The sequence below is a fragment of the Acinetobacter sp. Ag2 genome (assembly GCF_001005515.1).
In the GTDB taxonomy this organism is placed as follows: domain Bacteria; phylum Pseudomonadota; class Gammaproteobacteria; order Pseudomonadales; family Moraxellaceae; genus Acinetobacter; species Acinetobacter bereziniae.
Window position 1 is genome coordinate 200353 of the sequence record NZ_LBNA01000058.1, and the last position, 24222, is coordinate 224574.

General features: G+C 37.8%; 26 protein-coding genes. 18 read left to right on the forward strand and 8 right to left on the reverse strand.

Annotated features, from left to right (window positions below):
• Positions 1 to 8 precede the first annotated feature (8 nt).
• Together AAV97_RS18895 and AAV97_RS18900 are read left to right on the forward strand one after the other, a co-directional pair.
• Positions 9 to 1283: a D-arabinono-1,4-lactone oxidase gene (locus AAV97_RS18895; protein WP_081409769.1), complete on the forward strand. Its 1275-nt coding sequence runs from the start codon at positions 9 to 11 to the stop codon at positions 1281 to 1283.
• 85 nt (positions 1284 to 1368) lie between these two features.
• A complete protein-coding gene (locus AAV97_RS18900; protein WP_046761423.1) occupies positions 1369 to 2529 on the forward strand; it encodes an alanine racemase in 1161 nt (386 codons plus the stop codon).
• 60 nt (positions 2530 to 2589) lie between these two features.
• On the opposite strand, the gene AAV97_RS18905 is transcribed toward AAV97_RS18900, so the two are convergent.
• Positions 2590 to 3663 (reverse strand): hypothetical protein, encoded by a 1074-nt coding sequence (locus tag AAV97_RS18905; RefSeq protein WP_046761424.1) that lies wholly within the window; start codon positions 3661 to 3663, stop codon positions 2590 to 2592.
• 256 nt (positions 3664 to 3919) lie between these two features.
• Between AAV97_RS18905 and thrS the strand changes: the two genes are divergently transcribed.
• The 7 genes from thrS (at position 3920) to AAV97_RS18940 (ending at position 9212) form a co-directional block, all read left to right on the forward strand.
• A complete protein-coding gene (gene thrS / locus AAV97_RS18910) occupies positions 3920 to 5842 on the forward strand; it encodes a threonine--tRNA ligase (protein WP_004827843.1) in 1923 nt (640 codons plus the stop codon).
• A 5-nt stretch (positions 5843 to 5847) separates the two neighbouring features.
• Positions 5848 to 6399 carry a translation initiation factor IF-3 gene (infC, locus tag AAV97_RS18915; RefSeq protein WP_080633117.1) on the forward strand — a complete coding sequence of 184 codons (552 nt, stop codon included), beginning with the start codon at positions 5848 to 5850 and terminating at the stop codon, positions 6397 to 6399.
• A gap of 86 nt (positions 6400 to 6485) precedes the next feature.
• Positions 6486 to 6803, forward strand: a complete 318-nt coding sequence (locus AAV97_RS18920; RefSeq protein WP_009585718.1) for a hypothetical protein — start codon at positions 6486 to 6488, stop codon at positions 6801 to 6803.
• A 195-nt stretch (positions 6804 to 6998) separates the two neighbouring features.
• A complete protein-coding gene (locus tag AAV97_RS18925) occupies positions 6999 to 7616 on the forward strand; it encodes a glutathione S-transferase N-terminal domain-containing protein (protein ID WP_004827849.1) in 618 nt (205 codons plus the stop codon).
• Between the two features lie 82 nt (positions 7617 to 7698).
• Positions 7699 to 7986 carry a hypothetical protein gene (locus AAV97_RS18930; RefSeq protein WP_004827851.1) on the forward strand — a complete coding sequence of 96 codons (288 nt, stop codon included), beginning with the start codon at positions 7699 to 7701 and terminating at the stop codon, positions 7984 to 7986.
• A 34-nt stretch (positions 7987 to 8020) separates the two neighbouring features.
• Positions 8021 to 8443, forward strand: coding sequence for a hypothetical protein (locus AAV97_RS18935; RefSeq protein ID WP_042089491.1), 423 nt, complete (start codon positions 8021 to 8023; stop codon positions 8441 to 8443).
• 343 nt (positions 8444 to 8786) lie between these two features.
• Positions 8787 to 9212 carry a YqaA family protein gene (locus AAV97_RS18940; RefSeq protein WP_009585691.1) on the forward strand — a complete coding sequence of 142 codons (426 nt, stop codon included), beginning with the start codon at positions 8787 to 8789 and terminating at the stop codon, positions 9210 to 9212.
• Here the strand turns inward: AAV97_RS18940 and AAV97_RS18945 are convergent.
• The 3 genes from AAV97_RS18945 to AAV97_RS18955 all read right to left on the reverse strand — a co-directional run bounded on the left by AAV97_RS18945 (position 9209) and on the right by AAV97_RS18955 (position 12136).
• Positions 9209 to 9862, reverse strand: coding sequence for an energy transducer TonB family protein (locus AAV97_RS18945; RefSeq protein WP_171249395.1), 654 nt, complete (start codon positions 9860 to 9862; stop codon positions 9209 to 9211). The genes AAV97_RS18940 and AAV97_RS18945 overlap by 4 nt on opposite strands.
• A 103-nt stretch (positions 9863 to 9965) precedes the next feature.
• A complete protein-coding gene (locus tag AAV97_RS18950) occupies positions 9966 to 10751 on the reverse strand; it encodes a TonB family protein (RefSeq protein WP_046761426.1) in 786 nt (261 codons plus the stop codon).
• Between the two features lie 134 nt (positions 10752 to 10885).
• Positions 10886 to 12136 carry an MFS transporter gene (locus AAV97_RS18955; RefSeq protein WP_046761427.1) on the reverse strand — a complete coding sequence of 417 codons (1251 nt, stop codon included), beginning with the start codon at positions 12134 to 12136 and terminating at the stop codon, positions 10886 to 10888.
• 224 nt (positions 12137 to 12360) lie between these two features.
• Here AAV97_RS18955 and rpmI point away from each other — a divergent pair, with 224 nt between their 5' ends.
• Positions 12361 to 12555, forward strand: a complete 195-nt coding sequence (rpmI, locus tag AAV97_RS18960) for a 50S ribosomal protein L35 (protein WP_002054552.1) — start codon at positions 12361 to 12363, stop codon at positions 12553 to 12555.
• Between the two features lie 11 nt (positions 12556 to 12566).
• On the forward strand, positions 12567 to 12926 hold the full coding sequence (gene rplT / locus AAV97_RS18965; RefSeq protein ID WP_004723060.1) for a 50S ribosomal protein L20: 360 nt from the start codon (positions 12567 to 12569) through the stop codon (positions 12924 to 12926).
• Positions 12927 to 12970: 44 nt separating this feature from the next.
• Here the strand turns inward: rplT and AAV97_RS18970 are convergent, their stop codons facing one another.
• Positions 12971 to 13840, reverse strand: coding sequence for a hypothetical protein (locus tag AAV97_RS18970; RefSeq protein ID WP_046761428.1), 870 nt, complete (start codon positions 13838 to 13840; stop codon positions 12971 to 12973).
• Between the two features lie 419 nt (positions 13841 to 14259).
• Here AAV97_RS18970 and AAV97_RS18975 point away from each other — a divergent pair, with 419 nt between their 5' ends.
• The 4 genes from AAV97_RS18975 to AAV97_RS18990 all read left to right on the forward strand — a co-directional run bounded on the left by AAV97_RS18975 (position 14260) and on the right by AAV97_RS18990 (position 16414).
• Positions 14260 to 14676: a hypothetical protein gene (locus AAV97_RS18975; RefSeq protein ID WP_046761429.1), complete on the forward strand. Its 417-nt coding sequence runs from the start codon at positions 14260 to 14262 to the stop codon at positions 14674 to 14676.
• A 123-nt stretch (positions 14677 to 14799) separates the two neighbouring features.
• A complete protein-coding gene (locus AAV97_RS18980; RefSeq protein WP_046761430.1) occupies positions 14800 to 14997 on the forward strand; it encodes a hypothetical protein in 198 nt (65 codons plus the stop codon).
• A gap of 90 nt (positions 14998 to 15087) precedes the next feature.
• Complete coding sequence (locus AAV97_RS18985; RefSeq protein WP_042090121.1) at positions 15088 to 15618, forward strand: adenylate kinase; 531 nt, start codon at positions 15088 to 15090, stop codon at positions 15616 to 15618.
• Between the two features lie 247 nt (positions 15619 to 15865).
• Positions 15866 to 16414 carry an NADAR family protein gene (locus AAV97_RS18990; RefSeq protein WP_046761431.1) on the forward strand — a complete coding sequence of 183 codons (549 nt, stop codon included), beginning with the start codon at positions 15866 to 15868 and terminating at the stop codon, positions 16412 to 16414.
• Positions 16415 to 16457: 43 nt separating this feature from the next.
• Here the strand turns inward: AAV97_RS18990 and AAV97_RS18995 are convergent, their stop codons facing one another.
• Entirely contained in the window at positions 16458 to 17495 is a 1038-nt protein-coding gene (locus tag AAV97_RS18995) for a hypothetical protein (protein WP_046761432.1), read from the reverse strand.
• A gap of 217 nt (positions 17496 to 17712) precedes the next feature.
• On the opposite strand from AAV97_RS18995, the gene pheS reads away from it, so the two are divergent.
• From pheS to AAV97_RS19010, 3 genes are all read left to right on the forward strand, one after another.
• The gene (gene pheS / locus AAV97_RS19000) at positions 17713 to 18693 is read left to right on the forward strand and encodes a phenylalanine--tRNA ligase subunit alpha (protein WP_004827876.1); all 981 of its coding nucleotides are present in this window, start codon (positions 17713 to 17715) and stop codon (positions 18691 to 18693) included.
• Positions 18694 to 18821: 128 nt separating this feature from the next.
• Positions 18822 to 21203 (forward strand): phenylalanine--tRNA ligase subunit beta, encoded by a 2382-nt coding sequence (gene pheT / locus AAV97_RS19005; protein ID WP_046761433.1) that lies wholly within the window; start codon positions 18822 to 18824, stop codon positions 21201 to 21203.
• Positions 21200 to 21496, forward strand: a complete 297-nt coding sequence (locus AAV97_RS19010) for an integration host factor subunit alpha (protein ID WP_004827881.1) — start codon at positions 21200 to 21202, stop codon at positions 21494 to 21496. Before pheT ends, AAV97_RS19010 begins: the two co-directional genes overlap by 4 nt.
• 748 nt (positions 21497 to 22244) lie before the next feature.
• On the opposite strand, the gene AAV97_RS19015 is transcribed toward AAV97_RS19010, so the two are convergent.
• Together AAV97_RS19015 and rho are read right to left on the reverse strand one after the other, a co-directional pair.
• Positions 22245 to 22517 carry a hypothetical protein gene (locus AAV97_RS19015; RefSeq protein WP_005030898.1) on the reverse strand — a complete coding sequence of 91 codons (273 nt, stop codon included), beginning with the start codon at positions 22515 to 22517 and terminating at the stop codon, positions 22245 to 22247.
• A 381-nt stretch (positions 22518 to 22898) separates the two neighbouring features.
• Entirely contained in the window at positions 22899 to 24167 is a 1269-nt protein-coding gene (gene rho, locus AAV97_RS19020) for a transcription termination factor Rho (RefSeq protein WP_004827884.1), read from the reverse strand.
• Positions 24168 to 24222 lie beyond the last annotated feature (55 nt).

Here is a 24222-nt window from a genome sequence, read left to right on the forward strand (position 1 = left end):
TCAGCATTATGAATCAGCAAAAATGGAACAATTGGTCTAGGTTTCAACATTCTCAACCAGAACATATTTTAAAACCCAGTAGTATAGATGAATTAAAAAATATTGTTCAAAACCATCATAAAATTCGTGTGGTAGGTGCTGGTCATTCATTTACCCCGTTGGTTTGTACCGATGCGACACTATTGTCCTTAGATCATTTTTCTGGTGTAGAGAACGTAAATACAGCATTAACACAAGCCAATATTTGGTCAGGAACACGTTTGTTTAATTTGGATCAATATTTAGAACCAATACAACAGTCTTTAATGCAACAAGGGGATATTGATCAACAAAGCTTGGCTGGGGCAGTATCGACTGGAACACATGGAACAGGTCTGAATTTGCACTGTATTTCTGCTTATGTGGAAGCCTTCGAACTCTTAACAGCTTCAGGAGATATACTGACGTGTAGTCGCCAAGACAATCCCAATATTTTTGAAGCAGGGCGTGTATCTTTAGGAAGTTTAGGAATACTCACCAAGATCACCATGCAAAACAAACCTCGTTATAAGTTGAAGGAGCATGTGCGACTTTGTTCAGTTAACGAATTTTTTGAAAATATCGATCTTTGGAAAACGCAACATCGCCATATTGAGTGCTTTGCATTTTCACACGCAGACCAATTGATATTAAAAACACTCGACATCACAGATGAGGATATTCAACCGAGAAAATTATCATGGCCATCAGAAGACGCCTTACTTACGATATGCTGTGGTTTGACGAAATCTTTTCCTGCATTGAATCCAAAATTGCAAAAATTATTAGGTGTCTTTGTCAAACCCACCACATTCGTCGATTGGTCCAGTCAAATTTTTCCGACTCCACGCGAAACAAAGTTTAATGAGATGGAATATCAGATTCCAATTGAGTCTGGTATGGAATGTTTAGAAGCAGTATTAACCGCGCTAAAAAATGCTAAAGCACAAACATTTTTTCCAGTAGAGTTTCGTTTTGTCAAAGGCGATGATATTTGGTTGAGTCCGTTTTATCAGCAAGATTCGATTTCAATTTCAGTTCATCAATATCACAAACAAGCTCCAAACCAATTATTTGATGAAATTGAACCGATTTTTCAGCATTATCGAGGTCGCCCACATTGGGGGAAAATGCATAATATGGGGGCTTCACAGCTCCAAGCCTTATACCCAAAGTGGGATGATTTTATGCAGTTAAGGGCTCAGTTGGACCCTACGCAAAAGTTTTTAAATCCGTATTTAGAAAAGTTATTCCTTACAGCGTAATTCAGGGTATTGGCGCAATGATGCATCAATAAGATTGAATCAAGTGGGTATACCGCAAATGAATAGTAAAATATAAGGATATGCGATGAATCATTTTTTTGAACAATTAAATCGTGATTTAAAACAATCCGCAGATGCGCTACCGCAATTGATCATTGATGGTCAAGCTTTGGAGCAAAATTTGCAATATGCAACAACCAAGTTTAAATACGCAACCCATTTACAACCTCGTCTTGTGGTCAAATCTTTAGCATGTATGGAATTGCTCAAGACGGTAAGTGCTAAGTTGTCCACACAACGTTTTATGGTTTTCCATTTACCTCAATTGCTGCCGATTTTGGAAAATTTTTCAGAAGCTGATGTTTTACTGGGAAAGCCGATGCCTGTAAGACTTGTACAGCAGTTTTATACCCAGCATCCTCAATCGGAACACGCCAATATTCAGTGGTTGGTAGATACCAAGGCACGTTTATTACAATATCTTGAAGTGGCGAAAGTTTTAGCAATTCAGCTTCAAATCAATATCGAGATAGATGTGGGTTTGCATCGTGGAGGTGTAGACTCAAAAGCGCAAATGATTGAACTACTCAGGTTGATTGAGCAGCATCCTGACAATTTAAAATTTTCAGGGTTGATGGGTTATGATGCCCATGTAACAAAACTACCATCCGTCATTAAGAAAGTTGAGGTGGCGTATCAGGAGTCGCAAGCAACTTACCAACGCTACAAAGATATCATTCAACAGCAATTTCCTCAGCTTTGGCATGCTCATCTTTGTTTTAATGGGGGAGGAAGTCCCACATTTTATCTGCACGTAAAACAGAGTGTGTGTAATGATCTTGCTTTTGGTTCAATGTTGCTTAAACCAAGTGACTTCGACAGTGAAGGGTTGCGTGTTTTGCAGGCGTGTCTATGGATTGCAACACCTGTACTAAAAGTATTGCCATATTCCCAATTACCGGGTTTAACGATCTTGAATAAGCTTCCACATCGGTCTAAAGCATTATTTGTTTATGGGGGCTATTGGATGGCTGACTATGTTTATCCTCAAGGTATTCATCCTCATGTGTTATATGGGCGCAGTACCAATCAAGAAATGGTGAATGTACCAAAAACAACTCAAATCGAAGTTGATGATTTTGTATTTCTACGACCGACTCAAAGTGAAGCCATTATTCCTCAGTTTGCTCAGATTAATTACTATCTAGATCGAAGTTTTAAAAAATGGCTAAGCTTTAGAGAGTGAATATATAAGAAAAACCGCCATAGAAATGGCGGTTTTAAAAATAACAAATGATAGATCAAATCAAAGTGCTTGATTTAGCGCATCCGCTAAAGTTTGTACTGCTGTTTTATTGAAGTAAGTTTCTGACATATCAAGTTTGTCTTCTAATGGATCCATTTGATCCTTTATTAAATCTCCAGAAATAACTTGATATGCTTGATATATTTTTCCATTCATTTCTACGCCAGTATAGTTATCAACAAAGCTCTTGGAGATACCTGTAGTTGGATTGATTGGATAGACAACTTTATAACCTGCAAATTGATCTTTATGCCAAATGTATCCAGATGGAAGTTCAGTGTTATCAGTAAACTCTTCTAAGGATTTATAATCAGTTAGATCACTGTCATTAAATGTAATTGTAGGTGTATTAAATATTGATTGTTCAACATAGCTGAGTTTAGAACCAGAAGGAAACTTTGTTTGATTTGCTAATAATTTTTCTAAAGAACCTTTATGGTTGTTGATTATAATCTGGGCTAGGTCTGAATTTATATAACGCTCTACATTACCAGCATTTGGATAGTCGTAATATTTAAAGAGATCAGCAATGGTCATTCCCGAAATATCGATGTGTTTTAAATTTAATTTAATTTGATTTTCTATATGAATCGTACACTTATCGGTAAAACTATTGAATACTACTGAGTTGTCATCTTGGCTGATGAGATACCCTAATGGAAAGCCAATCGTCAAATTGTTTTGTTTAAAGCTTGTATCGAGTTTAGATTTCGTTAAAAGATATGATTCTAAAAAATCAATATTTATTTGCTTTGGTTGATTTTTAAGTAAGGTCGTGAGATTTTGGTATATCACACCATTCGTAAGCTTATTTGAATATAATACGATAACATCATCATCACCACTGTCATTGGGTTGTGTCTCTAGAGAATAGATTTCATCACTAAAAAAGCCTTGTCCAGTCGTTTTAAGATTTTTGGGAAGTCCATTACTACATTCAATTTTTTCAGATTGGCTTTGTGTATTGGCTATATTTGATGTTTGTTCGTTATTGCTAGAACCTCCACCACAGGCTGTTAATGCCAAGCCAACGAGTATTGCTGAACTAAGTTTAGTTAAGTTTATCGAATTCATTTAGTTATCCATTCGTTTTATGTTTTTAAAGTCAATAAAATGTCACGCGGCGATGATAAATGACTGTTTCGACAAAATCAAAAACTAAAATTTAGATTAATTGAAGACAAAGGTTTATAAATATTCAGCAAAGGTGTAAAATTTGACACACTTTTTATTTTGTTCCACCGATTTTATCTTGAGGATCTTCCTCGATCATAATCTCGCGGTGACATGCTCCATTGTACGGGGCATCACTCCTTAAGGATTTTTAAATATGCCTATTATCACATTGCCAAATGGCGATCAGAAAAGTTTTGATCATGCTGTTTCCGTTATGGAAGTTGCTCAAAGTATTGGACCTGGACTGGCTAAAAATACAGTTGCAGGGAAAGTAAATGATCGCTTAGTCGATGCAAGTGATTTAATTACCGAAGATTCAACATTACAAATCATCACTCCAAAAGATCAAGATGGTGTCGAGATTATTCGTCACTCTTGTGCACACTTGGTGGGTCATGCGGTAAAACAACTCTTTCCAGAAGCTAAAATGGTGATTGGTCCTGTCATTGAAGAAGGTTTCTACTATGACATTTGGATGCCTCGTCCATTTACATTAGATGACATGGCTGCGATCGAAGAGCGTATGAAAAAGCTTATCGATCAAGATTACGATGTCATTAAAAAAATGACGCCTCGTGATGAAGTCATTGCTGAATTTACTGCGCGTGGTGAAGATTATAAATTGCGCTTGATTGCAGACATGCCTGAAGAAACTCAAATGGGCTTGTACTATCATCAAGATTATTTAGATATGTGTCGTGGTCCACACGTTCCAAATACTAAATTCTTAAAATCATTTAAACTCACTAAAATCTCTGGTGCATACTGGCGTGGTGATGCGAAGAATGAACAATTACAGCGTATTTACGGTACAGCGTGGGCAGATAAAAAAGAATTAGCTGCTTATATTAAGCGTATCGAAGAAGCTGAAAAACGTGATCACCGTAAAATTGGTAAAGCCTTAGACTTGTTCCATATGCAGGAAGAAGCGCCAGGTATGGTGTTCTGGCATGCCAATGGCTGGACGATTTACCAAGTGCTTGAACAATATATGCGTAAAGTTCAGCAGGATAATGGCTACCAAGAGATTAAAACACCACAGATTGTAGACTTTACACTGTGGGAAAAGTCTGGTCATGCTGCAAACTATGCAGAAAATATGTTTACGACACATTCAGAAAGTCGTAACTATGCTGTAAAACCTATGAACTGCCCATGTCATGTGCAAGTGTTCAACCAAGGCTTAAAGTCTTACCGTGATCTTCCAATTCGTTTGGCAGAGTTTGGTTCATGTCACCGTAATGAACCATCAGGTTCGTTGCATGGCATTATGCGTGTACGTGGTTTTACCCAAGATGATGCGCATATTTTCTGTACAACTGAACAAATTGGTAAAGAAGTTGCAGACTTTATTAAACTCACATTAGATGTTTATAAAGACTTTGGCTTTGAAGACGTTCAAATGAAGTTGTCTACTCGCCCTGAAAAACGTGTCGGCGCCGATGAACTTTGGGATGTCGCAGAAAAATCTCTAGCAGATGCGCTAGATGCTGCGAACCTAACTTGGGAAGAACAACCCGGCGAAGGTGCTTTTTATGGTCCTAAGATTGAATTCTCACTGAAAGATTGCTTAGGACGTATCTGGCAGTGCGGTACAATTCAGTGTGACTTTAACTTGCCGTTACGTTTAGACGCTTCATATGTAACAGAAGATAACGATCGTGACCATCCTGTGATGTTACATCGTGCAATTCTTGGCAGTTTTGAGCGTTTTATTGGTATACTAATTGAACACTACGCAGGCTTTATGCCACCATGGTTGGCTCCAATCCAAGCATGTGTCATGAATATTACAGATTCTCAAGCGGAAGCTTGTGAACAAGTCGTCGCAAAACTCAAAGAAAATGGAATTCGAGCAATTTCAGACTTGAGAAATGAGAAAATCGGCTTTAAGATTCGTGAGCGTACATTAGAGCGTATTCCGTACTTATTAGTACTCGGAGATCGTGAGGTCGAGGAAGGTACTGTGAATGTCCGTACTCGCTCTGGAAAAAATTTAGGTACTATGTCGATAGATGCATTTGTTGACCTAGTGAAAGCAGCCGTAGCCGAACGCGGCCGGTATATTGTGGAGTAAGAAAGATTAAACAGCCTGACCGTAACCAACAACAAGGTGCTAAAAGCAATCGTCCTGCATTAAATGATGAGATCAAAGCTAAAGAAGTGCGTCTCGTTGCTGCAGATGGAGAGCAAAAAGGCATCGTTTCACTTGCTGAAGCTTTGCGTGCTGCTGAAGAAGCTGATCTTGATCTTGTTGAGATCGTGGCGAATGCAGAGCCACCTGTTTGTAAAATCATGGATTTCAACAAACATTTATTTGACCTGAAGCAAAAGCAAAAAGATGCGAAAAAGAAACAGCATCAAGTTCAAGTGAAAGAAATTAAGTTGCGCCCTGGTACAGACGTTGGTGATTACAATGTTAAGTTGCGTGCTATTCTGAAGTTTCTTGAAGAAGGCAACAAAGTCAAAATTACTCTACGTTTCCGTGGTCGTGAAATGGCTCACCAACAGTTGGGTCTTGCGCAATTACAAAAAATTGAAGCAGACGTCGCTGAATCAGGTGTAGTTGAACAAGCACCAAAAATGGAAGGTCGTCAAATGGGTATGTTACTTGGACCTAAAAAGAAAAAGTAATGTTACATTTGTAGAAAAGAGCACTGCTTAAAGCGGTGCTTTTTTTATTATTGAAAAGAAAATATGTTAAATGTTGAGGAATAAAGATGTCATCAATCCAAAATTCAAACCAACTATCGAGTATTAACCAGAAAATTATTCAAGAGGGTGAAGTTCTCCCAGCGGTTACTTTGAAAGATGGGACTAAAGTGCAAACAGGAACTGTAGCGACCATGTTGCACAATATTGATTTATATAACCAAGGTTTAAGAGGGGAAGTTGAACAAGAACTGATACTTGCCATTCCAACTTTGATCAAAGTTGGATTATTTGATTTATTTAGTCCTGATGAATGGATGTCAGGAGATAATTTAGGACGTCGCTTTGTCGGAGAAAAAGCCAAGCAATTTTTAGCATCACAATGATCAAGATATTTTAAATATAAATGTCATAGAATGAGAAATCATCTTGTTAAGAAAAAGCGAATAACTGAATTTAAGAATAGATTATTAAAATAATCTATGTCTATTGCCTACAGATGACGAAGAATTCATGTTATAAAAGAAAACCATTAACGTAATAAAATTCAGAAAATACGTGAAAATGAAGAAGGACGGAATATGATTGATCTCTATTATTGGGGAACCCCCAATGGCCATAAAATTACCATCGCGCTTGAAGAAATGGGATTGGATTATCAGATTTTTCCAATTAACATTTTAGAAAATGATCAATTTCAACCTGATTTTCTGCGTATTTCCCCAAATAATAAAATTCCAGCGATTGTCGATCAAAATGGTCCCAATGGCGAAGCTATTTCAGTTTTTGAATCAGGTGCAATACTACAATATCTGGGTCGTAAAACAGGTTTGTATTATCCAAGCAATGAACAAGACCGTGTTGAAGTGGAACAATGGCTGATGTGGCAAATGGGTGGTTTTGGACCCATGTTGGGGCAAAATCATCATTTTGGAAAATTTGCCAAAGAAAAAATACCTTATGCAATTGAGCGTTATGTTACTGAAACAAAACGTTTATATGGTGTTTTAAATAAACAACTTATCGGACAAAAATATGTTGCAGGCGAATATTCAATCGCCGATATGGCAATCTTACCGTGGGTTTTGCGTTATGAATGGCAACAAATCGACTTAAATGATTATCCGTATGTGAAAGAGTATGTAGAACGTTTAACTGCTCGACCAGCGATACAGAAAGCACTCTCGATCAAAGTGTAAAATTCATTTTATGTTAAAATAAGAAACCACCTTGTGTGGTTTTTTTTAGATGTAAATTTTTGCACAATTGAAAGGTTTGGTCATGAAAGATTTCTTTTTAAATTTTACGAAAATATTAGAGACCAATCCAAAAATTTATTGGAGTGTCATTGTTGGTATCGTTGCTTGTCTGATTTTATATATTGCTGAAATTGTGCATATTCAAAATATACTGGGTCAAATGCAGGGGCAGGATGTTCAGTTGATCCGAGCTGTAATCGATCCCATTGCACAACGGTATCAATGGTCACGTATTGCATTGATTATTGTTGCTTTAATAGGGGCAATTTTTCAGTATCGTAAAACCAAAAAAATGCTAAATTTAGCATGATTAAACTGTTAGTCGTATATTCATCAGGAGGAGTATGAAGCAAAAATTTGTTTGGCATTTCCTTATTTCTTTGGGTGTAATGTTAATCACAGCAATGCTTTGTGGTATCTTGCAGTATCACTCTGCATATGATTACTTCTGGTTTATTATTTTGAGCATTGTGAGTGTTTCAGGCTTGGTTTTTGCTATTCTCTTTGGCTTTTTTCAAAGTACATTAAAGCAAAGTCTTTTGAATACCACGATTTTAGTCGTTTTGCTTTCGCTTTATTTTATTGTTTTATTTTACGGTTTTATTCATATTAAAATCGATTGGCAAGCGATTTCAGAGGGTAAAGCTCAACTTACATTGGTGCAGAAATTTTTTAAATCAGAACTTTCATTTTGGTTGGCTTTTCTTATTCCCTTTATATTGTCATTCTTGACTTATACCTTAAAACCTAAACCCAACTTTAACTAAGGGCTGTGGACATTTCATAAATGGCTTGCGTTGTAGGTTAAAATTGAGCAGGTATGAGGAGTATACTCCGCAAGGAAATGAAGAGAATAGCGAGACTATTTTTAAGTTTCATAGCGTAGCCTGAGATAATTTTAGCCACAACCTTGAGCAAGAACAAAGCACTGCTTTGTTTGCAGCGCAAGGCGCAGCGGGGACTAGCGTGTTTTTTGTCGCTTCGTCGTTCCCTTGCGAAACAGTGTTTCTCATCATTTAGAATGACTAAATTTCGTATTTCGCGCCTAGAATCGCCTAAAAAACACATCTAGTCGCAAACATAGACGAATTGTCCACAGACCCTAATCTTATGGCTTATTTGCTGTTATTTCTTTCTGCATTTGGTGCAGCGACGCTATTACCTTTACAGTCAGAAGCCGTGTTGGTTGGGCTCCTAGTACAAACACAGTATTCCGTGTATTTGCTTCTAATCGTCGCAACCATTGGAAATGTATTAGGCTCATGTGTGAATTGGTATTTAGGACTGAAAATAGAACAATTCAAAGATAAAAAATGGTTTCCTGTTTCTGAGAAAAATATGCTCAAAGCGGAAAAAATATATCAAAAATATGGTTTTTGGTCCTTACTATTCAGTTGGACCCCTGTGATTGGTGATCCAATTACGCTTATCGCAGGATTAATGAAAGAAAAATTTTGGCGTTTTTTGTTGATTGTAACAATTGCTAAAGGAGGTAGATATTGTGTGATCTACCTGATTTTTAGTGGATGGATTTAGTTGCAGTCTTTAGGATCGAAACTGATATAGTCTTGATGTGTCGTTTTAAAAATTTGCCACCACTTTTTATCTGATGTGATTTGAGCATTCATAAAAGCAGAAATAACCTCAGTATCAATTTGGTTAATTTGGGTGCTGTGAATCAATTTAACATCAGAAACTTTATCTTTTCTTGACAATTTAAAAGAGAAATCAATATGCCGTTTTTCCCCATTTAAAAGTGCTGGATTAACTGCTAAATAGGGTTGTTTAAGATAGCGAAAGCTGGTTGGTTTTCCCTTTGTTTGAGCTTGCCAAACCTCGCTATCAAAACGAAAGAAACAACGTCTTGCTGATGGGTTAGATGAGTTTTTAACTGCTTCAAAATTAAAGTCTTGTCTAGCCCATATCGGAGAGTTTGTGGGTTTAAATGATGCCTTATGTACAGCATATACAACCTTATCGTCTAAACTAGTTAAGCCAGAGCTTTGGATAATTTTTACGTCTGTCACACGTCCGCTAGGATCGGCTGAAATAAGAAGATCGATATAGCGACTTTGTCCATGTAATTCGTAGTCACGAATCTTTAGTTTAGGTAATTTATGCCAAACTGCTTCATCATCTGGGTAAGTAGCGGGCGTTTTTATGTGCGTTTGTTCAGCATATCCCATAAATAGACTACTCAGAGAGAGTAATATGACAGCAAGATAAAGTTTGTTCATTGTATTATTTAAATTTTTGAAATAAATAGATTGATCAACTCAAACAACAAATCTATTTGAGTTGATGATTAAACTCGTTGCAATCGTTGATTTTAAATTGAATTTCATCATTAAATGAACGTGGTTTAAAAGTCCATAAGGTTCGATAAGAGCGTTTTACTTGTATTTGAGTTTGCTCAACAGCTTGGATAACCTGTTGGTCAATCGCATTTACACCTGATAATTGAGTTAATTTGACACGCTTTATATTGCCTTGTTGATCAACTTTAAACTTAAATTTGACTGTTCGATCTTTGTTTTTGAGTAAAGCTGAGTCAAGCGAGAGCTGAGGCTGTTGCGTATAATGAAAGGCAACTGACTTATCTTGAGTTTGCTTTATCCAGTGTTTTGAATTAAACGCAAAGGTACATTCAGACAGTTGTGCATGAGCCTGTGTATTGTCTTGGGCATTATCCATATTTAAAGTAAACGTTTGATAACCCACAATCGGTATGGCTTTACCATTTTTACTATATGGTTTTACCTTGGCAGCCTCTACAGCATCAATGAGTTTTTGATCGAGAGCCGTGATTCCTGTACTTTCTTGCACTTCAGCATCTGTGACTTGTCCTAAACTGTTGGCGCTCACGCGGATGATGGCAGAACGATCCTGTGTTTTTAATTCTGCTGTTTGATATTGGACTTGAGGAAATTTAACCCATTGTATACGTGTCGTGAGGTGTAATGGGGCATTGCGGTCAGATTGTTCTCCTTTAACTTTTATTGTTGGGAGTTTTTCTGCGCTATGTCCATAAGTTGAAAGGCACATCAGACCAGTGATTAAAAGAGCTTTATTCATAAGTTTAGCTTTCCATGCAACTGAGTGTGCATGAGGTTAATTTAATTGCGCAAAGTATTTATCGAATTTGCTCATCTCGCAATAGAAAATGCACCCTAAGGTGCATTTTTTACGATTATTTATGTCAACAATCGCTATTTTTGCCCTTTGGTAATATCGACTGAAAACAAATCAGCGGTTTTAATCCAGCTGATTGCAACGACTGCCATGGTCATGCATCCGCCAAATATCGTTGCTGTGATCGTTCCTAAGTACTTGGCGGCAAGCCCTGATTCAAAAGCACCCAGTTCATTACTCGATGAAACGAACATCCCATTCACAGCTGCAACTCGACCACGCATATTTTCAGGAGGGTAAACTTGTAAAATAGTTTGGCGCACCACCACGGAAATACTGTCACATGCGCCAGTCATGCCTAAGGCAAACAAGGAAAGCCATAGATTGTTTGAACATGCAAAAATGATGGTAAAGATTCCGAAACCAGCAACCGCAATCAGCATATTTCGCCAAGCGTGATGTGTTGGTGGGAACTTAGTGAGTGCAATCATCGTGATGAGCGCGCCGATCGATGGCGCTGCACGTAGATATCCCAAACCTTCAGGACCTACTTTCAGAATATCTTCAGCAAAGATCGGAAGTAAGGCGATGACACCACCAAACAACACTGAAACCAAATCCAGCGAGATCGCCCAAAGTACAATCTTAGTTTTCCAGATAAATCGAAAACCTTCGCTTAAACTGTCCCAAAGATTGTCTTGTTCCATGGTCGGGAAAGTACGCTTTTTTAACAGTGTGATTAAGCAAAAGCAGATAAATAAAAGCATGGATACAGAAAGTAAGCTATTTTCCCGTCCAATTCCAGCAAGCATAAAACCGCCCAGCATGGGACCAATAATGACACCACTTTGCCATCCGATCGTGGTCCAAGTTGCACCATTTGCATAGAGTTCACGGGGAATTAAAAATGGTTTTAATGATGTTGCAGATGGATTATAGAAACCACGAATAGTACCCAAAGCAAAGATCACAGCATAAATGCCCCAAGACAGGGTGGTGACATCAATCTGTCCATGATCGTAACTGTGAAATAAGTACCAAAGCACTAAGGGTAAAGGGAAAGAAAAGAATAAACATACTTTCATAATACTTTGTTTATTCAGCTTATCGGCAAAATAACCACCCCATAGGGACAATGCGATAAAAGGAATCGCCTCAGCCAATCCAATCAAACCGAGTGTAAGTGGATCTTTGGTAATTTGATACAGTGAATAGGCGACAATAATTTCTTGGATCAAAATTGCCAGTGTTAAGCAAAATTGATTGATCGTGACGATGGAGAAATCTCGATAGCGAAGCGCAGCAAAAGCATCCTGTGCAGGGGTCATAACTGTCCAGTTTTATCATGATGTGACGATTATAAAGATTAAATACAGATTTTCCTTATGAAAAATGATGAAATTTTCATCGGAAATTACACTGAATAACTGATAAATAGTGCAAGGTTTTGCTTTTGTTTTGTACAGAGATGATTTAGAATATTGCCTCCCTTACCTGCAGGTCGTACTCGCAATGGTGCGAACGTACCGAACAGGTGTTTAAAGAGGTTGTTATGGCTAAGTTAAAAACTCGCCGTGGTGCAGCTAAGCGTTTCAAAGCGACTGCTAACGGTTTCAAGCGTAAACAAGCGTTCAAACGCCACATTTTGACCAAAAAATCTGCTAAACGTATTCGTCAATTGCGCGGTTGTGTCATGGTTCACGTAAGTGACATGAATTCAGTTCGTCGTATGTGCCCATACATCTAAGGAGATTATAAATGGCTCGTGTAAAACGTGGTGTACAGGCTCATCGCCGTCATAAAAAAATTCTTGCTCGTGCTAAAGGTTACTATGGCGCGCGTTCACGTGTTTATCGTGTAGCGTTCCAAGCAGTAATCAAAGCAGGTCAATACGCTTACCGTGACCGTCGTCAAAAGAAACGCCAATTCCGTGCTTTATGGATTGCGCGTATCAATGCTGGTGCTCGTCAAAATGGTTTGTCGTACAGCCGTATGATCGATGGCTTGAAAAAAGCTCAAGTGATCATCGACCGTCGCGTACTTGCTGACATTGCTATGCATGACTCAGTTGCATTTGCTGCTTTAGCTGAAAAAGCTAAAGGTGCATTAGCTGCTTAATCATCTTTGATGATTGAAAAAAGACCGCTTTGTAGCGGTCTTTTTTATGCTTGAATGTTGGCGTTTGAGTAGTGATTTGCCGCATTGACAATAAGAGATGGATAAAAATTATTTAAGGCTTGTACGGCTTGATCAAATAACTGTAGTTCATGACGAGTTGCTTGATTACACCAGGCTTGATCATTTCTCGTTTCACTTTCTAGTAGATAATTTTTATAAAGATTTTCAGCATGAGTTAATAAGCTTGCTGCATAATTGTTTGTGAAGTCCTTTGGGAAAAGATCAAAATGTGTATTGTAATTTTGATGGTCCTTAAATTGAATATTTGCAAGGTGTTCAATCTGATTTGCAGATCCCAATGTAAAAGCGACTTCATTGATATAAACGCAGTCAAAATAAGATTGCGAAAAATGTTTCCAGTCTATGGCTTTTAATTCTCCCAAATTCTCAATAAAACTTTCATTTAAGTCGAACAGTGTATAGGTTGCGATTCTGTCTGTGAGCGCATTGACATTGTTAAAATAAAAATCAGCATCATTGTTCTGGTGGTGTAGATACCATAGCTCTTTTTCCTCACAACCGATTAAAATTTGTGGGTGATCATGCCGGTACTGAATTAAAATCATATAGTTATAAAAGTGATCAGACAGATAAAAAATAGGGGATTCTTGTATTGTCGATGCTAATCGGGGCGCGTGGATCAAACTTAATTTATACGCGCCTTTGTGCTTTAAGTGATAAAGCATGAGTTGTAATGAACCCGCCAAAAGTTGACCACAATGAAAATCTCTAAGAATTGGATGTAAAATTTGAAAATGAGGCATTTTGTTTAAATCATCTTGAAGATGATCATTGAGAAATTGGTTGCCATAAATCACCAAAGCCATTTGTCTATAAATTAAATTGAAGTTCATGATACTTCCTTATGCAATTTTTCTTACTTATTTGACCAGATGGAGAGGAAAATAATAATAAGGGTGAATACAACAAATCTGGCAATTTCATAATGTGTTACTAGTCAAAACGCACCGTATAAAAGCCCAATTGTGATAGCACAAAATAAGATCAAGTAGAATATAGAGGTGACAATAAAACTTGATTGGTCTTCACGAGTTTCCAAATCACGGACCAGAAATAAGCGATTAGTCGCTGAACATCATGGATGCTGGCGATGGTGTTCACTCCTTGGTTGATTCAAGTAAAGTTGGGCATTATGTTGTAAGACGAAATTAAATTGCCAATAGTTATTTTGCATGGCAAACGAATAAGCTTAGGTTTATTGTTGAGCTATCAATATAGCATTAATTTTTAATCAGAAGGTTACGGAGCATCTATGCGTAGGCAATACCATTTCCGTCTTGTGGGTACAGACACATATATTTGGGATGTACACTGTTTGGTTAGATTAAGCCGATATTTGCCCATTCATGAGGTTTTATTATCCGAGATACAGGAACTGAACGAACCTTATTGGTTTCCAGATAAACATCCCACGACACAGCAAATAATTGAACATTTCCAACTGATCCAAGAGGCTGATTTAGCTTATCCTATTATTCTGTCAGCAGATGGAAGAGTCATGGATGGAATGCATCGAGTTGCCAAGGCAAAATTACTCAACCACCAAAACATTAACGCTGTTCGATTCGATATTACGCCACCACCGGACTATATCAATGTGGATGAAGATGATTTGGATTATGAGGATGAATTGATTGATGAACCAGCTAGACATAAGCCTTCTGAATGATGAATTTGAATATTTGCAGTTGAAATGTACCGTTATTACATAATTTCAACGTGAAATTATTATCGATTTTAAAATAGCTCGCATAGAGTAGAATGATAAAAGTGAAAATATTCTGGAGTATTTATGCGTGTAGAAATTGCGGGTTTACAGCAAGGTGCTATTGAAGTCGAATTACAATTATTGCCAAGAATTGGTGAAACTTTAAAAGTGATGTATGGTGCAGATGCTGAGGTAAAAGGTGAAGTAACTGCTGTAGAACACTATATCAATCAACATGCCAATGACCATAAAGTGATTTTGACGATTCGTCCACTTTTCTAAAAGTTGATCATTCAGCTCAGAAAAATTTTTAAAATCTTGGTGATAAAAAGTAGCTGTCAGGCTACTTTTTTATTTAAGAAGTGAATTCCAATGAATAAAATTAATGTGGTGGGCACCTCTGCTGTTGGTAAAACCACTTTTGCAAAAAAGCTTGCTGATAAATTACAACTTCATTATATCGAACTAGACGATTTGTTTTGGTTAGATGATTGGGAGGAAACTTCAGACCATGCTTTTTTCTTAAAAATTCAACAGGCAATTGAATCGGCAAAGCATGGTTTTGTAATCGATGGAAATTATACGCGAACAACACATGTTAAATGGCAGACCATTGATACTGTTATATGGTTAGATTTTCCTTTTCATATCAATCTTTACCAATCTATAAAACGTGCCATATCTCGGGCAGTTTTTAACAAGAAGTTGTGGCAACATTCGAATAATCGGGAAAGTTTTGGCAAAATGTTCAGTGCTGACTCAATTATTTGGTGGATGATCAAAACTCATCAAAAAAATCGCCAGCAATATATTACAATGATGAATGATCCTCAATATTCACATATTCAGTTTATACATCTGAAATCTCGAAAAGATTGCGATCAATTTTTACGCTCGCTCTAAGTCCTTTATGCTTGGCTAAATTTTATTAATCATCCTAACGGGCTTGATGATGAAGGATTTTAAATAATTTTTGTGATTTTTTGATTTGGAAATGATCTGTATGTTTTATTGAGATGCATCAAATACCATAAGTGCTGGTTATTAAAGCGATATATTGAAACAGACGTTGGATGAGTGACTTATAGCGATTATGATGATTGCGTGATATCAGTTAAAAATAGAAGTGAAAGACAGACAGGAAAATAAAATGAGTGATTCTCAGTTATTAACAACTTTACAAGAACATATAAAGCGTGGACAAAAATATAGTTATTTGTGTTTTTGGGGGCATCGTCAAAAGACACCGGAAAAGATAGACAAGAGCTGTTTAAGCCAATGGTATCCTGCAAAATTTGAAATTGATGGTGTGGATTATCAAAATACCGAACTGTACATGATGGCGCAAAAAGCTAAACTGTTTAAAGATGAAAATATTTTTCAGCAAATTCTTCACACTGATGATCCGAATAAAATAAAAGCATTAGGTCGTCAGGTCAAAAATTATCAAGATGAAATTTGGATTGCACATCGTTATGAGATTGTGGTTCAAGGAAATCTGGCAAAGTTTTCCCAAAATAACCATCTCCAACAATTTTTGTTGAGTACCTCTGAGCAAATCATTGTTGAGGCTTCACCTGTAGATCAGATTTGGGGGATTGGACTAGCTGCTGATCATGCAGATGCGATGAACCCACTGAAATGGAAAGGTTTAAATTTATTAGGGTTCGCATTGATGGATGTGAGAAAGCAACTTTAGGGTTACTTTCTCATGAGTACAGATTTTATTTGGATGTTAAGCCTTATAGTCCAAAATAATAAGCAGCCAGACAGATAAGAATAGTCACGATAATTAAAGCAAAAACGCCTGTCTTTGCTGGTTTGTGCTCATGCTGTGTATGGGATGGATGAGAACTAAACGATTGGCGTTTGTCTGTCTTTATATCCTCAATATTGTCAAATGGAGATGCAATAGCTTTCGGGGTTAAACGCGCAGATTGATAGTGATTGGCAACTTTGACAATAAATTTTGCTTTTAAATCCTCAATCTTTTGCAAGAAGTGACGCAAATTCATTTGTTGTTCTGGGCTCAGACTTTGTTCACTCTCATCAGAGGGATGTTTTATTTTTGCCGAAATAAATTCTTCGAGCGCATCGAAACGATACAGTGTTTCATTGGCATAATCTGCTTGATCATCGCTAGGAATAAGGGCAAGTTTAAGACTACTATCATCTACAATATATTCGCTACTATTTAAGCCATAATAAGGTAAGTCTTTGTTGATTGGTTCAGGAAAACCTTTGGCATATTGGCTATCAAATAATTCATTGTCTGTATAAACCTGAATATCATCCCAATTTGGGGTCACAAGATCTTGTTCAATACGCTTAATGAGTTTCGCATTAAGATCATAACGCCAAAATATTTCTGTTCGAATATTTGGACGTTGTTGTTCTGGTGCCTCATAGTCATTGTCAGCGCTATACCATTCCGGTAATTCTTTACCAAAAATCCAAGCAGTTTTCTTTTGAGATTCGTGACTGACAATAAAATGAGGAATCGCCAATAACTCAACATTGGCATTGGGGTTCTGCTCATCATTCAAAAGACTTGAGCTATGTAAACTGATGCGATTTACCCCTTGCTTTTTTAGACCTTCAAGCCAAATTTGAAAGTGTTGTGCTAGAAGATGTTGGGTGGTTAAATCTCGAAAGCCAAAAGCGTGGTGATTAAAAATGGCATGATTGACCCAACGAGAAAAACTAATTTCTTGGGTCAGATATTGATTGCCATAAGTGACGAGTGCAAGTTGACGTTTCCAGATTTGATCAAGTGCCATTTTTTATAGATCTCAGCGACATTGGATTTATTTTATACCGTTTATAAATCAGAGTTCTAGCGTTTCAACAGTATTCGCACAGGGAAATATACAAATTATCGAGAATTAGTTGTGACTAATCGTATTTTTCGTCAGGAGGAAACTTCATCCAACTGCATAAAAACTGTTAGAATATGCAGTTATATTATTTTTCTAAAATATTGCTTTGAGAGTTACTATGTCACTGGAAGCCCTGACCACTGAAGCGCTCGCTGCGATTGCAGCAGCTCAAGACCTTGCAACACTCGATCAAGTACGAGTGCAATTTACAGGGAAAAAAAGCCAGCTTGCGGAACAATCTAAGGCACTGGGTAAAATGGACCCTGAAGAACGTAAAGTTCAGGGTGCAGCAATTCATGCTGTGCGTGAAGCCATCTCTACAGCATTGACTGAGCGCCAAGATGAATTACAAAAAGCAGCGCTAGAACAAAAGCTTGCAAGTGAAACCATTGATATTACCTTGCCTGGTCGTGGACAGGTTGTAGGCAGTATTCATCCTGTTACTCAAGTTCAGGAACGTATTTGCCAATTCTTTACCAAAGCTGGCTTTACTGTTGCAACAGGTCCAGAAGTTGAAGATGACTATCACAACTTTGAAGCACTCAATATTCCAGGGCACCATCCTGCACGTGCAATGCATGATACTTTTTATTTTGATGCCAATCATTTGTTGCGTACGCATACTTCAGGTGTGCAAGTCCGTACTATGGAAAACAATCAACCTCCGATTCGTATTGTATGTCCTGGTCGTGTTTATCGTTGTGACTCTGACCAAACGCATTCACCTATGTTTCATCAAATCGAAGGTCTGTACGTTGCTGAAAACACCAGTTTTGCTGAATTAAAAGGCTTGTTGATTAACTTGTTGAACGAGTTTTTTGAAAAAGACTTAAAAGTTCGTTTCCGTCCTTCATATTTCCCGTTCACTGAGCCAAGTGCGGAAGTGGATATTATGGATGAGCGTGGTCGCTGGTTAGAAGTTTTGGGGTGTGGAATGGTACATCCTAATGTATTGCAAGCCGCGGGTATTGATCCTGAAAAATATAAAGGTTTTGCTTTTGGTTTGGGGGTAGAGCGTTTTGCAATGTTACGTTATGGCATTAACGATTTGCGTATGTTCTATCAAAACGATGTGCGTTTTTTACGCCAATTTGCTTAACAAATTTATACCTCTCCCTAACCTCTTCTAAACAAAGAGGGAATGTCCTAGACAAAAGACGAAGGGTTCTCCCAATTTTCAAAGGGAGTTAGAGAGGAATTCATAAATATTGAATATAGGTTTTAGAAATGAAAATTAGCGAAAATTGGCTTCGCACATGGGTTAACCCAGCAATTGATAGTGATACTTTATCTGACCAACTCACGATGTTGGGACTTGAAGTTGATGAGCTTGTACCAGCCGCTAAACACTTTACTGGTGTTGTGGTGGGGGAAGTTTTAACGGTCATTCAACATCCTGATGCAGATCGTTTACGTGTAACCACTGTAAACATTGGTTCAGGAGAACCTCTACAAATCGTATGTGGTGCACCGAATGTACGTGTTGGCATGAAAGCACCGGTTGCGACAATTGGTGCAGTACTTCCTGGTGATTTTAAAATCAAGAAAGGTAAGCTACGTGGCGTTGAATCACAAGGGATGCTATGTGGTGCTTCGGAAATTGATCTTGAAGATAAAATTGATGGGCTTTTAGAGCTTCCTGATGATGCACCGGTTGGTGTAAACATCCGCGAATATTTAAATCTGGATGACCATGTCATTGATATCAGTATTACCCCGAACCGTGGAGACTGTTTTAGTATTCGTGGTGTAGCACGTGAAATTGGTGTAATTAATCAACTTCCAGTGACAGCGCCTGAAATTACAGAAGTGGCTGCAACCATTGCAGATCAAAAACAAGTCCATGTCAGCACTGATGGATGTCCACGTTATTTAGGTCGTGTTATAAAAAATGTAAATACCAAAGCAGCTACCCCTGAATGGATGGAGCAGGCTTTGGCTCGTTCAGGGATTCGTCAACACAGTATTTTGGTGGATATTACCAACTATGTATTGATGGAACTAGGACAGCCTTTACATGCTTTTGATGGTGGTCAAGTTCAAGGTTCAGTCCATGTACGCCAAGCAACAGCAAATGAAAAACTTGTTTTATTAAATGAGCAAGAAATTGAATTGACTGAAGATGTTATGGTCATTGCTGATGATGCTAAAGCGCTCGCTATTGCAGGGATTATGGGGGGATTATCTTCTTCTGTAACAGATGCAACGACAGAGATCTTTCTTGAGTCTGCGTTCTTTGCACCATTGCATATTGCAGGTCGTGCGCGCCGTTATGGCTTACATACTGATGCTTCTCAACGCTATGAACGTGGTGTGGATTTTGAATTGCCAATGATCGCGATGCACCGAGCATCACAATTGATTCAGAGTTTAGCGGGTGGTGAATTTGGTCCAATCACTGTGGCTGAACGTACCGCGCTTTTACCTAAACGTGAAGCCATTGAATTAACTCAAGCACAAGTTGATCAATTACTTGGTTATTCTGTTGAATCAGCATTTATTACTGATGCACTTCAACGTTTAGGTTGTGTTGTAACAGTCAAAGCTGAAGGCGAGTGGACTGTTGTACCTCCATCACATCGCTATGATATGGCAATTTATCAAGACTTAATTGAAGAAGTTGCTCGTATTCATGGTTATGACAATATCCAAATTAGTTTGCCTGTGATTGATGTCAAGCTTGCTAAACATCAAGATCAGTTTGAATTGCCACAATTACGTCAAACACTGGTGACTTTGGGCTATCAAGAAGCAATCAGTTTTAGCTTTGCTGATTTAAAGCTGGAGAAGCAATTAAATTCTCAAGTTAATCCATTGGCATTGGCAAATCCAATTTCAAGTGATTTGGCTGTAATGCGTTCTACTTTGCTTTCAAGCTTAATCCCTTGTGTTCAATACAATATTAACCGCCAACAAAGCCGTGTGCGTTTCTTTGAGTTAGGTTTACGTTTTGATTATCAAAATGCTCAAACTATTGATGACTTGAATCAGATTCCAACTTTGGCAATGATTGCGGTGGGCTCAAAACAAGCTGAATCATGGCATGGAAAAGCTCAAGCAATGGATTTCTTTGACTTTAAAGGAGAGGTTGAAGAAGTTTTAGCTGCTGGACGGGTTCAAGTTGAATATGTGCGTTCTGAGCGTGAATGGTTACATCCAGGTCAGTCAGCAGAGATTTTAATAGATGGAAAATCGGTTGGTTATTTGGGACGTTTACATCCATCTTTAGAAAATGCACTGGATTTGAGCACGACTTGGGTTGCCGAACTTGATCAATCGGCTGTTTTGCAAACTTATGTATCTAATTTTACAGAATTATCACGATTTCCGTCGGTTAGACGTGATATTGCGCTTGTAATTAGTGATAAGATTAATGTCAGTGAAATTCAGCAACTTATTGAAAAAACCGGTGGGGAGCTTTTAGACTCTACATGGTTATTCGATGTGTATACAGGGCAAGGTGTTGAGCAAGGTAAGCGCTCTTTGGCATTTGCATTGTTATGGCAACATCCATCACGTACACTTGAAGATGCTGAAATTAAATCCGGTATGGATCATATCATTCAAGTGTTAGAAAGCACTTACCAAGCGACATTGAGGGCCTCATGACAGCATTAACAAAAGCAGAAATGGCTGATCATTTAAGTGAGCTTACGAGTTTAAACCGTCGTGAAGCAAAACAAATGGTCGAGTTGTTCTTTGACGAAATTAGCCAAGCATTAATTGCAGGCGAACAAGTTAAACTTTCAGGTTTTGGTAATTTTGAACTACGTGACAAACGTCAACGTCCAGGTCGAAACCCAAAAACTGGCGAAGAAATTCCAATTTCGGCACGTCGAGTTGTTACGTTCCGCGCAGGACAGAAGTTTAGACAACGTGTAGGCACAGAACAAGAAGGTTAATCAACCCACTTGATTTTGTAAAAACCCCAAGCCATTTTGCTTGGGGTTTTTTATTATTTACGCATACGAGAGCTTAAAAATAAATTAAACTATAGCTAATCTGTTGAAAAAACCATACAGTAAATATAATTTCTAGATCAATAAAATCAATGTGATCAATATATTGTTTAATGATATAAAGCTTTCACTGCCAGGCTTTAGCGCTAAAGTTTAAATCGTTTTGCGTAAGCGATGACGCTCATTACTTAACCCGTTTCTTGTTTAACCGCATTATTGCGCAAACAAAGTAGTATTTTGTTTTTGCTCATATATCTTTAGCCATCATATGGCGTCCATGTGGCTTCACGATGGAAAGATGGTCTATGATTTAAAAGTATGATCCTAGCCAAAATAAATGAATTGGCAGATCTTTTAATCCTTTGTCTCAAAGTATATAGATCATTGACTATAAATGATTGATATCAAATTATTGGTATGAATAGTCTGAGGCTTTGATTATAAAAATAATGTTCGTTTTTTAATGATTAAAAGTGAGATGGAGGATTCATCACTTGAGTGTATTTCAATATAACATACTTGACAGTATTGAATCGAAGCAGGGCGTTTTAAATTGGCTGGATAAGTTCATTCAATGAATTAGGGCATGTGTTTCGAATCAGTTCGCAGATTTGAGCATAATCATTGATTTGAAAGCAAAAAAAAAGAGAACCAAAGGTTCTCTTTTTTTTGATAATAATCTAAGCGATTATTATTGAGCAGCTGAAGCAGCAGCTGAAGCGTCAGCAGCAGCAGCAGTAGCGTCAGAAGCAGCAGCAGTAGCGTCTGCAGCAGCAGTAGCAGCAGCGTCAGTTGCAGAAGCAGCAGCAGCATCAACAGCAGCAGTAGCTTCAGAAGCAGCTTCTACAGCTTGAGAAGCAGCAGCGTTTGCGTCAGCAGCAGCTTCTTCAGTTTTTTTAGCACAACCAACGAAAGCTAAAGTAGTAGCAACTGCAGCAGCAATAGCGATTTTTTTGAATAACATGGCATCACTCTCATAAAATTAATTGAGACAAAAAACCCAAGTTAGCCTGTTTTTTGCTTTTTGCATGAGCAGTCTAACTGGTATGCGAATATGCTATCACTGCGCATTTTGAATTGCTACTGTCTAGATGAAAAAAACTGACCAAATTGATGAAAAAATGATGCTTTTTTAACAGTTAATTACAATTAATTCGCACTTTTAGATTGGATTATTGATAATTAAGTTATTAAAAAATATAAAAAATATGCGAGAATGATTTTTATATTCAATTATTTGCAAAATGCTGTTACGCCAAAAATCAGCAATTGTATATTTATGTAAATTCTGTCAACCAAAAAAAAGGTCACTATATCAGTGACCTTTTTTGACTTTTCATACCAATCAGTTGGCAGCTTTACGCTTCATTTGATCGAAGAAATCGTCATTGGTTTTGGTTTCTTTCATACGATCTAAAAGGAATTCCATCGCCGCTAACTCATCCATTGGGTGGAGAAGCTTACGTAAAATCCAAACTTTGCGTAAGTTTTCTTCACTCATGAGGCGTTCTTCACGACGAGTACCTGATTTCTTGATATTCATGGCAGGGAAGACACGTTTTTCAGCAATACGACGATCCAAGGTAATCTCTTGGTTACCCGTACCTTTGAATTCTTCGTAGATCACTTCATCCATTTTACTGCCTGTTTCAATCAATGCAGTTGAAATGATTGTCAGTGAGCCGCCTTCTTCAATGTTACGTGCCGCACCAAAGAAACGTTTCGGGCGTTCAAGTGCATGTGCATCTACACCACCAGTCAATACTTTGCCTGATGACGGTACAACAGTGTTGTAAGCACGTGCTAAACGCGTGATTGAATCTAGCAAAATCACCACATCTTTCTTATGTTCAACAAGACGTTTGGCTTTTTCAATCACCATTTCGGCAACTTGTACATGGCGTGCTGGAGATTCATCAAATGTTGATGCAACAACCTCGCCACGAACAGTACGTTCCATTTCAGTCACTTCCTCTGGACGTTCATCAATCAAGAGAACGATAAGGAAACATTCAGGGTTATTACGGACAATGGATTGAGCAATGTTCTGTAACAACATTGTTTTACCCGCTTTAGGCGGCGCAACAATAATTGAACGTTGACCTTTACCAATAGGAGCAACCAAGTCAACAACACGTGCTGTTAAATCTTCCGTTGAACCATTTCCTAGTTCCATTACCAATTGCTCAGTTGGAAACAATGGAGTTAGGTTTTCGAATAAGATTTTATTACGTGAATTTTCAGGTGTGTCATAGTTAATTTGATTAACTTTTAATAATGCAAAGTAACGTTCACCTTCTTTGGGTGGGCGAATCGTTCCCGTAATCGTATCACCTGTGCGTAGGTTGAAACGACGGATTTGTGATGGGCTAACATAAATGTCATCAGGACCTGCAAGATAAGAACCTGCAGCCGAGCGTAGAAAGCCGAAACCATCAGACAAAATTTCAAGAACACCATCACCAAAGATTTCTTCACCATTCATTGCATGGCGCTTTAGGATGGCAAAAATGATGTCTTGCTTACGGTTACGAGCCATTCCTTCAAGGCCCATAAACTCAGCAATTTTAATGAGTTCGCCAATCGGTTTTTTCTTGAGTTCAGTTAAATTCATAAATGGTCAGATTGAATAAGGATGTGTGGAACACAGATAAAGAGAAAAGAAGCAA